Source organism: Polymorphobacter fuscus, from assembly GCF_011927825.1.
Classification (GTDB): Bacteria; Pseudomonadota; Alphaproteobacteria; order Sphingomonadales; family Sphingomonadaceae; genus Sandarakinorhabdus; species Sandarakinorhabdus fusca.
In genome coordinates this window covers 1,641,743-1,655,525 of the sequence record NZ_JAATJI010000001.1, presented here as the reverse complement: position 1 = coordinate 1,655,525, position 13,783 = coordinate 1,641,743, and the positions used below count along the sequence as shown (strand labels likewise).

Annotated in this window: 13 protein-coding genes; 10 read left to right on the top strand and 3 right to left on the bottom strand. The window is 66.2% G+C overall.

The window, feature by feature from the left end; genetic code table 11:
* The first annotated feature begins 50 nt into the window (after positions 1 to 50).
* The gene (locus GGQ62_RS07925; RefSeq protein ID WP_243446675.1) at positions 51 to 2,795 is read left to right on the top strand and encodes a TonB-dependent receptor; all 2,745 of its coding nucleotides are present in this window, start codon (positions 51 to 53) and stop codon (positions 2,793 to 2,795) included.
* Between the two features lie 4 nt (positions 2,796 to 2,799).
* Here GGQ62_RS07925 and serB read toward each other — a convergent pair whose 3' ends face one another.
* Positions 2,800 to 3,690: a phosphoserine phosphatase SerB gene (serB, locus tag GGQ62_RS07920; RefSeq protein WP_243446230.1), complete on the bottom strand. Its 891-nt coding sequence runs from the start codon at positions 3,688 to 3,690 to the stop codon at positions 2,800 to 2,802.
* Here serB and miaA point away from each other — a divergent pair.
* The 8 genes from miaA (at position 3,674) to ilvC (ending at position 11,896) form a co-directional block, all read left to right on the top strand.
* Positions 3,674 to 4,588: a tRNA (adenosine(37)-N6)-dimethylallyltransferase MiaA gene (gene miaA, locus GGQ62_RS07915; protein WP_341533836.1), complete on the top strand. Its 915-nt coding sequence runs from the start codon at positions 3,674 to 3,676 to the stop codon at positions 4,586 to 4,588. The genes serB and miaA overlap by 17 nt on opposite strands.
* 276 nt (positions 4,589 to 4,864) lie before the next feature.
* Positions 4,865 to 6,019 carry a collagen-binding domain-containing protein gene (locus GGQ62_RS07910; protein WP_167649529.1) on the top strand — a complete coding sequence of 385 codons (1,155 nt, stop codon included), beginning with the start codon at positions 4,865 to 4,867 and terminating at the stop codon, positions 6,017 to 6,019.
* Positions 6,020 to 6,113: 94 nt separating this feature from the next.
* Positions 6,114 to 7,067, top strand: a complete 954-nt coding sequence (locus GGQ62_RS07905) for an SGNH/GDSL hydrolase family protein (protein ID WP_152578536.1) — start codon at positions 6,114 to 6,116, stop codon at positions 7,065 to 7,067.
* An 82-nt stretch (positions 7,068 to 7,149) separates the two neighbouring features.
* Positions 7,150 to 8,121, top strand: coding sequence for an SGNH/GDSL hydrolase family protein (locus GGQ62_RS07900; RefSeq protein WP_152578535.1), 972 nt, complete (start codon positions 7,150 to 7,152; stop codon positions 8,119 to 8,121).
* 132 nt (positions 8,122 to 8,253) lie between these two features.
* Positions 8,254 to 10,002 carry an acetolactate synthase 3 large subunit gene (locus GGQ62_RS07895; protein WP_152578405.1) on the top strand — a complete coding sequence of 583 codons (1,749 nt, stop codon included), beginning with the start codon at positions 8,254 to 8,256 and terminating at the stop codon, positions 10,000 to 10,002.
* Positions 10,002 to 10,250, top strand: a complete 249-nt coding sequence (locus GGQ62_RS07890; protein WP_152578404.1) for a hypothetical protein — start codon at positions 10,002 to 10,004, stop codon at positions 10,248 to 10,250. The genes GGQ62_RS07895 and GGQ62_RS07890 overlap by 1 nt, the downstream gene beginning before the upstream one ends.
* The gene (ilvN, locus tag GGQ62_RS07885) at positions 10,247 to 10,756 is read left to right on the top strand and encodes an acetolactate synthase small subunit (protein ID WP_152578403.1); all 510 of its coding nucleotides are present in this window, start codon (positions 10,247 to 10,249) and stop codon (positions 10,754 to 10,756) included. Before GGQ62_RS07890 ends, ilvN begins: the two co-directional genes overlap by 4 nt.
* A gap of 120 nt (positions 10,757 to 10,876) precedes the next feature.
* Positions 10,877 to 11,896, top strand: a complete 1,020-nt coding sequence (gene ilvC / locus GGQ62_RS07880; RefSeq protein WP_152578402.1) for a ketol-acid reductoisomerase — start codon at positions 10,877 to 10,879, stop codon at positions 11,894 to 11,896.
* 63 nt (positions 11,897 to 11,959) lie between these two features.
* Here the strand turns inward: ilvC and GGQ62_RS07875 are convergent, their stop codons facing one another.
* The gene (locus GGQ62_RS07875; RefSeq protein WP_152578401.1) at positions 11,960 to 12,427 is read right to left on the bottom strand and encodes a DUF2721 domain-containing protein; all 468 of its coding nucleotides are present in this window, start codon (positions 12,425 to 12,427) and stop codon (positions 11,960 to 11,962) included.
* A gap of 5 nt (positions 12,428 to 12,432) precedes the next feature.
* Positions 12,433 to 12,870, bottom strand: a complete 438-nt coding sequence (locus tag GGQ62_RS07870) for a YHS domain-containing (seleno)protein (RefSeq protein WP_207790522.1) — start codon at positions 12,868 to 12,870, stop codon at positions 12,433 to 12,435.
* 204 nt (positions 12,871 to 13,074) lie between these two features.
* Between GGQ62_RS07870 and GGQ62_RS07865 the strand changes: the two genes are divergently transcribed.
* Positions 13,075 to 13,746, top strand: a complete 672-nt coding sequence (locus GGQ62_RS07865) for an OmpW/AlkL family protein (protein WP_152578399.1) — start codon at positions 13,075 to 13,077, stop codon at positions 13,744 to 13,746.
* Positions 13,747 to 13,783: the final 37 nt, after the last annotated feature.

Sequence of the window (13,783 nt, the reverse complement as noted above, 5' to 3'; positions counted from 1 at the left end):
TAGGGACGTGCCGCCGCTCCACTGTCCTGCCAGATATCCAAAGGAAATTCGTGATCAAAGGCTCTGCTCCGCGCGTTGCGGCCCCGCTTCTCCTTGCCCTGACCACGTTTTCGGCACCGTTGCTGGCGCAGGAACCGGCGTCCGTGCCGGTGGCTGCGGCACCGCCGGTACCGACGCCTGATCCCGGCGAGGACGAGGAGATCGTCGTCACCGGCACGCGGGAACGTGGTGCCGTGGTCGGCGACATTCCGCCCGAAATCCAGCTGCGCCCGGCCGATATCCGTGCCTTCGGCGCGAGCAGCATCGCCGACCTGGTTGCCGAGCTGGCGCCGCAGCTGGCCAGCGGCCGCGGCCGCGGCGGCGAGGCCCCGGTGGTGCTGATCAACGGACGCCGCGTCTCGGGTTTTGCCGAGATCCGCAACTTCCCGCCCGAGGCGCTGGCGCGGGTCGACATCCTGCCGGAGGAAGTGGCGCTGAAATACGGCTATGCCGCCGACCAGCGCGTCATCAATTTCGTCCTGCGCGAGCGCTTCCGGGCCTTTACCGGCGACGTCGACATCGGTGGCCCGACAGGCGGGGATCGCCAAAGCTACAAGGGGCAGGGCAATTGGCTGCGCATCCGCAAGGACCAGCGCATCAGCCTGGAAGGCGCGATCACCCGCGACACGGCGCTGCTGGAAAGCGATCGCGATATCCTCAGCTCGGCGCCGCTTCGGCCGTTCGACCTGGCGGGCAATGTCACGGCGATCGTGCCGGGCCAGGCGATCGACCCGGCGCTCAGCGCGCTGGCCAGATCGCCGGTCACGGTCGCGGCGGTGCCTGCGGCAGCGGCAACGGCGGCGGCCCCGCTGTCGGCCTTCGCAGGCGGCGCCAATGCGCCCAATGCCACGGACATCGGCCGCTATCGCACGTTGCTGCCCGACAATCGCGCCGCCACGCTGGCGGGCAGCTATGCGACGGCATTCGGCGACGTATCGGCGACGTTCAGTGGCGGGCTGGATATCGCCAGCACCGAAAGCCGGCAGGGCCTGCCCGGCGTCAGCCTGACCTTGCCGGCCGGCAATCCGTTTTCGCCGTTCGGCAATGATGTGCTCGTCAATCGCTATGGTCCCGGCGCGCTGATCCAGACCAACGACAATTGGACCGGCCGCGCCGGCCTGTCGCTCAACGGGGTCGTCAGCCGCTGGCAATGGGCCCTGACCGGCAATTACAACCATAGCGAATCGACGACGCTGACCGATCGGTCGCTCGATGTGTCGGCGGCGCAGGCGCGGATCCTGGCCGGCGATCCGGGCCTCAACGTCTTCGGCCCGGCCGCTGTCACCGGCGGCATCGTCCAGGACCGGGCGCACAGCAACACCGACAATGGCGACCTGGCGCTGGTCGCCAGCGGGACGGTCGTGGCGCTGCCGGCCGGACCGCTGACCGGCAGTGTCAAGGTCGGTGGGCAGGCCCTGTCGCTGCGCAGCGATGCGACGCGGCTGGGCAACGAACAATTCACCAGCCTGTCGCGATCGCAGGGCAATTTCCAGGGCAGTTTCGACCTGCCGCTGACCAGCCGCCGCAACGAGATATTGCCCGCGATCGGCGACCTGTCGGTCAATTTCAACGCCGCCATCGACCAGCTGTCGGATTTCGGCACGCTGACGACGACCGGCTATGGCCTCAACTGGAAGCCGCGGCCGGGCATTGTGCTGATCGCGTCGGTCACCAATCAGGAGGGCGCGCCATCGGTCCAGCAGCTGGGCAATCCGCAGCTGGTCACGCCCAATATCCGGGTTTTCGACTTCCGCACCGGCACCACGGCGATCATCAGTCGCATCGATGGCGGCAATGCGGCGCTGACCAGCGACAGCCGCCGGGTCTTCAAGCTCGGCGCGACGCTCAAGCCCTTTTCCGCGCGCGACCTGACGATCAGCGCCAACTTCATCAAGAGCCGCATCCGCAACCCCATCGCCAGCTTCCCGACCGCGACTGCCGAGCTCGAAGCGGCGTTCCCGGACCGCTTCGTGCGCGATGCCGGTGGCCAGTTGATCGCCATCGACAACCGGGCGGTCAATTTTGCTGAATCGGACCGCGAGGAGCTGCGCTGGGGCTTCACCTTCTCCCAGCCGTTGAAGGCCAGCGCCGCCGAACAGGCGCAGGCCGCCGCCCGGCGCGCGGCCTTCGAGGCCCGGCGCGCCGCCGGCGAAGGACCGGGCGGCGCCGGCGGCGCGCGCGCCGGGGGGCCGCCCGGTGGGCCGCCCGCCGGCCGCGGGGGCGGTGGCGGCTTCGGCGGGCGCGGCGGCGGCGGTGCGGAGGGGCGACTGCAGCTGTCGCTGTTCCACACCTGGCATCTGCGAGACCGCATCGTGATTCGTGATGGTGTGCCCGTGCTCGACCTGCTCAACGGCTCGGCGACGGGCAGTTCCGGCGGCCAGCCGCGCCACGAGATCGAGATGCGCGCCGGCTTCGGCAAGAGTGGCGTGGGCGGGCGGCTTAGCCTCAATTGGCAGAGCGGCACCCAGGTTCTTGCCGATCCGACCGGCGCCACCACGGCACCCGGCGATCTGCGCTTTTCGGGGCTGGCGACGCTCAACTTGCGGCTGTTCGCCGATCTGGGGCAACGGCCGGCGCTTGTGCAGCGGGCGCCGTGGCTGCGCGGCAGCCGCATCAGCCTGGCGGTGAACAACATCACCGATGCACGGCTCGATGTGCGCGACCGCAGCGGCACGGTGCCGATCGGTTACCAGCCCGACCTGATCAACCCGCTGGGCCGGACACTGACATTGTCGCTGCGCAAGCTGTTCTTCTGAGGCCTCATGCCCAGTCGCGGCGGGCATAGCCCTGGGCGCGCAGCAGCACGGTGAGGTCACCGTGACGAACGGCGGCGGCCGCGGCGGCGGCAGCGCGCGGTTTGGCGTGGAAGGCGATGCCGAGGCCGGCGGCTTCCAGCATCGGGATATCGTTGGCGCCATCGCCCACCGCCAGCGTGGCGGCAAGGTCGAACCCGGCGCCAAGCAGCGCGGCGCGCTTGGCGGCGGCATCGACGATCGGGCGTTCGACATGGCCGGTCAGGCGGCCGTCCGCGATGCGCAGGACATTGGCGTGGACGGCGGCAAAGCCGATTTCGGCGGCGACAGGTTGCGCAAAGGCGGTGAAGCCGCCGGAAATGAGGATCGAATGGGCGCCGGACGCGGCCATGGTGCGGACCAGCGTGGTGGCGCCGGGCGTCAGGCGGACGCGTTCGCGGCGACACTGGTCGATGACGGCGGCGTCCATGCCGGCAAGCAGCGCCACACGCGCATCGAGCGCAGCGGCGAAATCGAGGTCGCCGCGCATGGCAGCTTCGGTGACGGCTGCGACTTCGGCCTTCAACCCGGCATAATCCGCCAGTTCGTCGATACATTCGCACTGGATCATCGTCGAATCCATGTCGGCGATGATCAGCGCCTTGCGGCGCGGCGCGTCGGCCGGCTGGACGATGATGTCGAGATGCGGCAGCGCCGCCTCCAGCACGGCGCGCGTCGTCGGCTGGTCGGCGCCGGTCACCCCCAGGTCGAGTGCGTCGCCAGGGTCGATCCAGGCAGGCCTGCCGGGCGCTGCGCCAAGGCCGTGCAGGGCGTCGCTTGCCACTGCCGCGTCGCCAGCCGACAAGGCGCCTTCGGCAACCAGGGTGATGAGAAGCGGTGTGGTGACGGAACGGCCCATGGTGGCGGTCATTGCAGGGCCGACGGCGAGCGGCAAGTCGGCAATGGCGATAATGATTGCCGAAGCGATTATGGGCACGATCATCAACGCCGATGCCAGCCAGCTTTACGCCGACCTGCACATCGTCAGCGCCCGGCCGGCGGTGGACGACGAGGCGCGGGTTCCGCACCGGCTCTACGGGGTGCTCGACGGGGACGATATCGCCAATGCGGCGCGCTGGGCGGCGATGGCGCGCACGGCGATCGCCGAAACGCTGGCGGCGGGCCGCGTGCCGCTACTGGTGGGCGGCACCGGCCTGTACCTGACGACGCTGATCGATGGCATCGCGCCGGTGCCCGATATCGACCCCGATGTGCGCGCCCGGGTGCGCGCGCTCTCCACCCCTGACGCGGCAACGGCACTGGCGCAGGAAGATCCGCCTTTGGCAGCGCGGCTGATGGCGGGCGACCAACAACGGCTGATGCGCGGGCTGGAGGTGGTGCGATCGACCGGCCGGTCGTTGCTCGCCTGGCAGGCGGAACGGCAGGGCGGGATTGCTGCCGACCATGATATCCGGGCGCTTGTGGTCGATGTGCCGCGCGAGGCGCTGCGCGCCCGGGTCGAACCGCGCCTGCGCGCGATGCTGGCGAGCGGTGCGGTTGCGGAGGTGTCGGCGTTGCTGGCGCGCGGGCTGGACCCCGACCGGCCGGTCTTGCGGGCCTTGGGCGTTGCCGAGTTCGGCGCCGTCGCTGCCGGCACCTTGACCGCCGAAGCCGCAATCGCGTCCGCCGCCACGGCGACCCGGCGCTACCAGAAGCGGCAACTGACCTGGGCGCGTTCGCAGGCCGCATCCTGGATCCGGGTGGCCGACACCGATTCGGCAATGGCCGCTTTGGCGAGGCGTGATCCACCCGCGTGATTCGCGTTGGCCGAAAGCCGCTGTGATTCGACCCTGAGTTACCGCCGCCGCCCGGCACGGCTGCATGCCAGGGCCGCTGCCGAACGCCCCAATACCACCTTTGCGCAGGCCCGCATCCGGCCGGTGCCGAACGGCGCTCGCGATTTTCTCAAATTAAGCATCATTTTACACTTGTGATCGTTACCCGAAACGTTTAGGCAGAATCCATAAGTATTAATCAGGGATGAAATCACAATGTCGCGCTTCGCTCTTTCGTCGGTTGCCGTTCTTGCCCTCTTGACTGCCGGTCCTGCCGCTGCAGCTGGCAATGCCAGCGCCGGCCTGCAGGCGATGCGCGAATTGAACCTGATCGTCCTTGGCGACATGAAGGCCGGCCATGAAACCGAGGGCAAGGCGTTCATCGGCGGCAATGTCACCGGCAGCACGTCCAACTTCGGCATTGGCAACGCGTCGCAGGGCGCAGCGGTTTCGACCCGCCGGACGCTGACCGTCGGTGGCGACGTGGGGCCGACGATGAACATCAACCAGGGGTCGAACGGCGGCAACGGCAATGTCGCGACGTCGCCGGGGATCCTGATCGGCGGCAATTATGCCGGCGGCAATTTTAACGTGGCGGGCGCCGCCATCGACATCGGCGGCAACTTCAGCAGCGGCAATGTCAATCTGACCAACGGCCAGACCGTCAATGTCGGCGGCAACATCACCGCCAATGCCAATGGCAACAACAACAGCCAGACGGTCAACGCCGGTGGCAGCATCAACGGCAACGCCAATGGCGCGGTCTTCAATGCCAACAAGGGCGCCGGCTGGAACGCGGCAACGACCAGCCTTGCGGTCGCTGCCGAGCGCGTGCAGCTGCAGTCCGACCTGCAGGCCTTGTCGTCGACGCTCAGCGGCCTTGCCAACACGAGCAATGTCACGTCGTCGGGCGCCAACAATCCGGTCATCCATGCCGTCGACGGCGGCCAGGGCTATGCGGTGCTCAACCTGACATCGGCGTTCTTCACGGATTATGCCGGCCAGCTCAGCTATGACCTGCCGTCCACCAGCCTGCCGCTGATCGTCAACGTTGCCGGCACTGGCGCCTTCACCTGGGGCCTCAATCCCGCTGGCGGCAACAAGGCCTATAACCAGTCGGTCATCTGGAATTTCTACGAAGCATCGAGCATCAACTTCACCACCATGTTCAACGGTTCGGTGCTGGCGCCTTATGCGACCATCTCCAACAACACGCCGATCGAAGGTTCGGTTGCGGTTCTCGGCTTCAACCAGGGCGGCGAAGTCCATCTCGGCACCTATGCCCTTGGCGAATCGTTCCTGACGTCGACGACGCCGGGTACCGTGCCCGAGCCGACGGTCTGGGCCATGCTGATCGGCGGGTTCGGGCTGGTCGGCGCGGCAATGCGCAAGCGCCGCGCCGCCATCGCCTGAAACGGGGTGCGCTGCTCTGGCGCACTGGTGTCGGGGCTGACGATGTGAAACAAATCTCCCCAACGGCAGCAAAAATGCCGGTGGGGAGATTTCGATGCGGGTTCTGATTGCAGTTGCAGCGGCTGTTGTCGCGTCGTTCGGCAGCCTGGCGGCGCCGGCACAGGCGACCAACGTCTATGTGTTCGGCGATTCGTTGGTCGATGCCGGCAATGTCAGCATCGCGACCGGCGGCGCCAACCCCAATCCGGCACAGGGCTATTATCAGGGTCGCTTCACCAACGGCCTCAACTATGTCGACTATCTCAACCAGCGTTTCGCCGGGGCGAACACGGCGCCCTCGCTGGCAGGCGGCAGCAACTATGCCTGGGGCGGTGCGCGCGCCATCGGGCCGGCCTATGGCGGATTTCCGGTCCCGGGCCTGCCGCAGCAGCTTGGCAGCTATCTTGCGGCAAGCGGCGGCACCGCGGACGGCAATGGCTTGTACGTCATCAACTTCGGCGGCAACGACTTGTTTGGCATCGGCGGGAACGACATCGGTGCATTGACGCCGGCACAGGCAGCCGGCCTGCTGATCAGCAACACCGTCACGGCGGTGCAGACGTTGAGCGCTGCCGGGGCCGGCAAGATCCTGGTGACGGGGATTCCCGTTGGCGGCGCCGCCGGGCTGGCGATCGAATCGCAGCTGCAATCCGCGCTGACCGCGGTCGAGCCGACGTTGCAAGCCGAGCTTTATCGCTTCTCCTATCTGGACTTCTACACGCGCTTTGCCGCGGATCCGACCGCCTATAATTTTCCGGCCACGGTCGATTTCGACACGCCGTGCGTTGCCGCCAACCCCGTGGTCAATGGCGGGATCAACTGCACCGGCTATTTCAGTTTCGACGGCACGCACTTCACCGCACAGGTCCAGCGCGGCATCGCACGCGACATCGTCCAGGTTCTCGGTGTTCCCGAACCGGCGAACTGGGCGATGCTCATTGCCGGATTCGGGCTAGTCGGTGCGTCGATGCGGCAGCGTCGTATGGTCCAGGATCACGCTGCGCGCTGAGGCCCGGCTGTCACGGCGCAGGCTATTGTCAGGCCAGGCGATCCATGAGACCTTTTCGTTAAAGGTTCTGGGGAGAATCGGCATGCGGTTGGGGGCAGGGTTTCTGGCAATGGCTGTCATGGCCATTGCGGTTCCGGCGGCGGCGCTGACACCGTCGACCTTTTACGTCTTTGGTGACAGTTTCACCGACGCCGGCAATATTGCCGCCGCGACCGGAAACACCATTCCCGATGCGTCCCAGGGTTTCTGGTACGGTCGCTTTGCCGATGGCCCGACCTGGGTCGACCGGTTGAGCTATGCGCAATATGGCGCGCCGACGGTGGCGTCGCTCAATGGCGGAAACAATTTCTCCTTTGGCGGCGCCCGTGCCGCGCAGGACGATATCATCAGCGCCGGACCGCCGGTGGTCGCAATTCCCGGCCTTGCGAGCCAGGCGGGGCTGTATTTTTCCCAGGTGGGTTTCGTCGACCCAAACGCGCTCTACATCGTCAATTTTGGCAACAACGACGTCAATGCCATCCAGGGGACCGATGCGGACCGCGAAGGGTTGACGGTGGCGCAGTATCAGGCGGCCTATGTCAACAACATGGTCGGTGCGGTTTCGACGCTGAGCGCCTTCGGCGCCCAGAACATCCTTGTGCTCGGCGTGCCGAATCCGCTCGAGGTCGAAGGGTTGGCGCTGCAGGGGCTGCTCGATACCGCGCTGGATGCAGTCGAACCCGGGCTGTCTGCCAACCTGTACCGCTACAGCTATTTCAGCTTTTTCACGCGGTTGCAGGCCGACCCCACGCAATTCGGCCTGCCGCAGAATCTCGATTTCAACACCCCCTGCCTCGCGGCGGTGACGCCTGGCCCCGGCATCGATTGCACCGGCTATCTCAGCTTCGACGGCATTCATGTCACCAGCAAGGTCCAGCAGGCGCTGGCGCGCGACATCGGCGGCTTCGTCGGGCTCAACGACGTTCCTGAGCCATCGACCTGGGCCATGCTCATCGCCGGCTTCGGCCTGGTCGGGACGGCGATGCGCCGCAAGGGGGCCGCTGCGAACGCCTGAGCCGCGCTCCCCAGCATTTCCAATCCGATCAGGCGCAGTTTTTGTAGTTTTATTGCGTCGAAACGGTTTGACAGCGCAACTAAACGCTCCTATGTCGCGACCCTTCCAAGTGTTGCGGTAAAGGATATCAACGTGGGCGCGGAGCTGACAGGCGCTGAAATCGTCGTACAGGCATTGGCCGACCTTGGTGTCGAGGTCGTGTTCGGTTATCCGGGCGGTGCCGTGCTGCCGATTTACGACGCCATTTTCGCGCAGGATCGCATTCGCCATATCCTCGTGCGCCACGAACAGGCGGCGGTGCACGCTGCGGAAGGCTATGCCCGGTCGACCGGAAAGGTCGGCGTGGTGCTGGTGACATCGGGCCCTGGCGCCACCAACGCCGTCACCGGCATTACCGACGCACTGATGGATTCGATCCCGCTGCTCGTGCTGACCGGGCAGGTGCCGACGCACCTGATCGGCACCGATGCCTTTCAGGAATGCGACACCGTCGGCATCACCCGGCATTGTTCGAAGCACAATTATCTCGTCAAGGACACGGCGCGGTTGGGGCCGGTGCTGCACGAGGCCTTTTACATCGCGCGCTCGGGTCGCCCCGGGCCGGTGGTCATCGATATTCCCAAGGATGTGCAGATCCTGAAGGCGCGGTACGACAAGCCGGGCGTGACGGGGCACAAGACCTACAAGCCGCAGGTGAAGGGCGACCGCGCCGCCATCGAGGCGGCGGTGGAGATGATCGCGGCGGCCGAGCGGCCGATCTTCTACACCGGCGGCGGCATCATCAATTCGGGGCCGGTGGCGACGCAGTTGCTGCGCGAATTGGCGAAGCTGACCGGCGCGCCGGTGACATCGACGCTGATGGGGCTGGGCACCATGCCCGATGACCATCCGCAGTTCCTCGGCATGCTGGGCATGCACGGGTCGTATGAAGCCAATATGGCGATGAACCGGTCGGACCTGATGGTGTGCCTGGGGGCGCGGTTCGATGATCGGGTGACGGGGCGGCTCGATGCCTTTTCGCCCGATTCCCGGAAGATCCATGTCGATATCGACCGCTCGTCGATCAACAAGACGGTGCGTGTCGACCTGGGCATCATCGGTGATGTCGGCGGCGTCATCGAGGACATGATCAAGATCTGGCGTGCGCGCGGCCACCGTGCGGCCGACCTGGCGGCGTGGTGGTCCGACATCGCCGGGTGGCGCGCGCGCGATTCCTTCGGCTATCGCCAGACCGGGCCCGAACTGATGCCGCAGCACGCCATCAAGCGGCTCTACGAGCTGACGCGGGCGCAAAAGCCGATCATTTCCACCGAAGTCGGCCAGCACCAGATGTGGGCGGCGCAGCATTTCGGCTTTCACGATCCCAACAAATGGCTGACCAGCGGCGGGCTCGGCACGATGGGCTATGGCCTGCCGGCGGCGATCGGCGCGCAGGTGGCGAACCCCGGTGCGCTGGTGATCGACATTGCCGGCGAGGCGAGCATCCAGATGAACATCCAGGAGCTCGGCACGGCGACGCAATATCGCCTGCCGGTGAAGATCTTCATCATCAACAACCAGTATATGGGGATGGTGCGCCAGTGGCAGGAGTTGAACCACGGCGGGCGCTATTCCGAAAGCTATTCGGACTCGCTTCCCGACTTTGTGATGCTGGCGCAGGCCTATGGCTGGAAGGGTATCGTCATCGAAGGGCCGGACGATCTCGACGCCGGGATTGCAGCCATGCTGGCGCATGATGGCCCGGTGATCGTCGATTGCCGGGTGTCGCAGACGGCGAACTGTTTTCCGATGATCCCGTCGGGGGCATCGCACACCGACATGATTCTCCACGCCAGCGAAACGCGCGGCGAGGCGGACGAAGATGCGAAGGCGCTGGTGTGATGGCAGGCCATTTCGAAACCGCCGTCCCGCACGCCGACGAGTTGATTTCGATGCGTGTCGCCTTCCTAACCGCACAGCGTTTTCTGGAGATGTTCTGGGAGCGCGGCCTGAAGCAGAATGAAGAAATGGGCATGTTGCTCAGTGCAATGGACATGTCGTTCTTCTCTGATGGCAGCCCGATCGACCCCGCCCAGTGGCATGATTTTGTCTTGGCGCGCGACGATGTGGTCGGGCGCCTCGTGCAATGAAACACCTTCCCTCGGAACGGCACACGCTCTCCATCCTGGTCGACAATGAAGCCGGAGTGCTGGCGCGCATCGTCGGGCTGTTCTCGGCGCGGGGCTACAATATCGACTCGTTGACCGTCGCAGATGTGTCGGGAGATCATGAAGTCAGCCGGATCACGGTGGTGACCACCGGGCCGCCGCCGGTGATCGAACAGATCATCGCCCAGCTCGACCGGATCGTGCCGGTGCACCGGGTGCTGGACCTGACGGCGCTTGGGCCCCATGTCGAACGCGAGATGGCGCTGGTCAAGGTGGCGGGCAAGGCGGGGCTGCGCGACGAGGCACTGCGGATTGCCGACATTTTCCGGGCGCGGCCGGTGGACACCACGACAGGCAGTTTCGTGTTCGAAGTGTCGGGGCCGACGTCGAAGGTCGACCAGTTCATCGCGCTGATGCGGGAAGTCGGGCTGGTCGAGGTGGCGCGGACCGGCGTGGTGGCGATCGCGCGCGGCGCGGACGCGGTGTGACGTCTCCCCTCCCGGGGCGGGAGGGTGTGGTGGGGTTTCAGCAATCAGGGATTTGGGCGTGGGGCATTTCCCACCCCCGACCCCTCCCGCTCCGGGAGGGGAGCAGAAAGAGGGACGAGAATGCGCGTTTACTATGATGCCGATGCCGATCTCGGCCTGATCAAGGGCAAGAAGGTCGCCATCGTCGGCTATGGTTCGCAAGGCCATGCCCATGCCCAGAACCTGCGCGACAGCGGTGTCGCCGATGTCGGCGTCGCGCTGCGCAAGGGTTCCGCCACCGCCGCCAAGGCCGAAGGCGCCGGCTTCAAGGTCATGACCAACGCCGAAGCCGCCGCCTGGGCCGATGTCATCATGGTGCTGGCGCCCGACGAGCATCAGGCCGCTATCTATGCCGACGACTTGCATGCCAACATGAAGCCCGGCGCCGCGCTGGCCTTCGCGCACGGCCTCAACGTGCATTTCCAGCTGATCGAGCCCCGCGCCGACATCGACGTGTTCATGATCGCCCCGAAGGGGCCCGGCCACACGGTGCGCAGCGAATATGCCCGCGGCGGCGGCGTGCCCTGCCTGATCGCCATCCACCAGGATGCCAGCGGCAATGCCCATGACGTGGCGCTGTCCTATGCCTCCGCCATCGGCGGCGGGCGTTCGGGGGTCATCGAAACCACCTTCAAGGAAGAGTGCGAAACCGATCTGTTCGGCGAGCAAGCCGTCCTGTGCGGCGGCCTCACCCACCTCATCCAGGCCGGGTTCGAGACGCTGACCGAGGCCGGCTATGCGCCCGAAATGGCCTATTTCGAATGCCTCCACGAAGTGAAGCTGATCGTCGACCTGATGTACGAAGGCGGCATTGCCAACATGCGCTATTCGATCAGCAACACGGCCGAATATGGCGACATCACCACCGGCCCGCGGATTATCACGGCCGATACCAAGGCCGAGATGAAGCGGGTGCTCGCCGATATCCAGGGCGGGCGGTTCGTGAAGAACTTCATCCTCGACAATCGCGCCGGCCAGCCCGAGCTGAAGGCGGCGCGGATCGCGGCGAAGGCGCATCCGATCGAGGAAGTCGGCGCGCAGCTGCGGGCGATGATGCCGTGGATCGGCAAGAACGCCCTGGTCGACAAGGCAAGGAACTGAGCGCCGCCGCGGCGGCGCGCTGATGACCGGCTGGCGGGGCAATCGCCCGCCAGCCGCCACCGGCTATTTCAGATCCTCGCCATCGACGAAAAAGGCGGCGCGGATGCGCACCGACCGCAACGCCACCTGGACTTCGAACAGGAACAGCATCAGCCCGGCGATGAGCAGCGTCATCGCGGCGATGAACAGCACCGGCACCGCCGCCGTGCCGCGCATCGGCACGAGTTCCCCGACGAACAAAACGGCGACGACGATGCAGACGAGCAGCGCCGAGCAAGTGCACAGCGCGATTGCCCAGTGCGACGCGGCCATGCGCCGGTCCAGGATCGCCAGCTCGGCGATCGCCATCCGCCGCCGTTCCGACGGATAGCCCGAGATATCGCCTTCGATCTTGCGGGCACGATCGGTGATGCGGCCGAGCCGGGTCGCCAGCACGTTGAGCATCGAACCGATGCCGGTGAGCAGGAAGACCGGCGCGACCGCAAGCTGGATGCTTTGCGCGATCGAATCGACTTGGAGCGGTTCGACCATGCCGGCTATTGCTGCGTTGCCCAGAAGGCGTTGCCCTTGGCGATGTTGCCCGGCACGTCGGCCAGCCACTTCTTTTCAGCCTCGTCGCTGCAGTTGAGATACAGCTTGGCGTCGACGATCTTCCACAGCCTGGGGTCGGGGGTCGCCAGCCGGCCCTGGGACGCGGCCCAGGCGCAATGGCCGCCGAATTGCGGTGTGTAGCGGGCCGGGTCGGCGATGAACGCATCGCGATTGGCGGCGCTGGCGAAGCGGAAGCTGGCTGTTCCGATGGTCGCGGTGAAGGCGGTATCGCCTGGCGCCGGCGTGCCGGTGAAATAGCTGACCGGATCCCAACCGCCGATGGCCGGCGCCTCGGCTTCGGTGCCGGGCCACGCCGGCACCGCCAGCAGCGGCGCCGGGACCGAAAGCGCCAGGGCAATGGCAAAGACGAGGGGGCGGTGCATATAGCGAACCTTCATACGGGTCTGTCGAACGGGTCTGTCGAACCGCACGGAACCGACGATAGGGCGAGAGTCGATACGATGAAAGGCCGCGCGTCGGCCGAAGTTCCCGGCGCGGGCGCGGTTTGCGCCAGATCAAAGTCCCTGGGTGCAAACGCGCCCATGCCGGCGCCACCTATAATGACGAACATGACCAAGGACCTCCCCATGACGCTTTCGCCACGCCTGCGCATCGCCAGCCTTTCGGCGGCGACCCTGTTGGCTGCCCTGGCAGCGACGCCGGCCACGGCGAAGGCCGGCGACGTGCTGGTGCGGCTGCGGGCGATCGCGGTGGTGCCCAACGAACGTTCGGGGCCGGTGCTGCCGACTTTTCCCGGCGGCAGCGTCGGAGTCGGCAACAGCTTCATGCCCGAAATCGATTTCACCTATATGGCCACTGATCATCTCGGGCTGGAACTGATCGCCGCGACCACTCGGCACGGCCTCAGCGGCCGCGGCAGCCTGTCGGGACTGTCCGATCTCGGCCACACCTGGGTGCTGCCGCCGACGCTGACGCTGCAATATCATCTTGCACCGGCCGCCAAGGTTCGTCCCTATCTCGGCGCCGGGATCAACTACACGATCTTCTATGGCGCCGGCACGTCGGACGCGCTCGACACGGCAATCGGCCGCACCGACCTCAGCCTGAAAAACAGCTTCGGCTGGGCCGCGCAGGCCGGGGTCGATTTCGACCTGACGGAGACGTTGTTCGTCAATCTCGACATCAAATATATCGACATGACCACGACCGCGCGGCTGACGACAGGAGCGCTGGTCAACAGTGTCGACGTCAAGATCAATCCGATCGTCGTCGGTGTGGGGCTCGGCATGCGTTTCTGAACCTTGGCGGGCGGTGCGTGACGGAACGCGCCGCCCC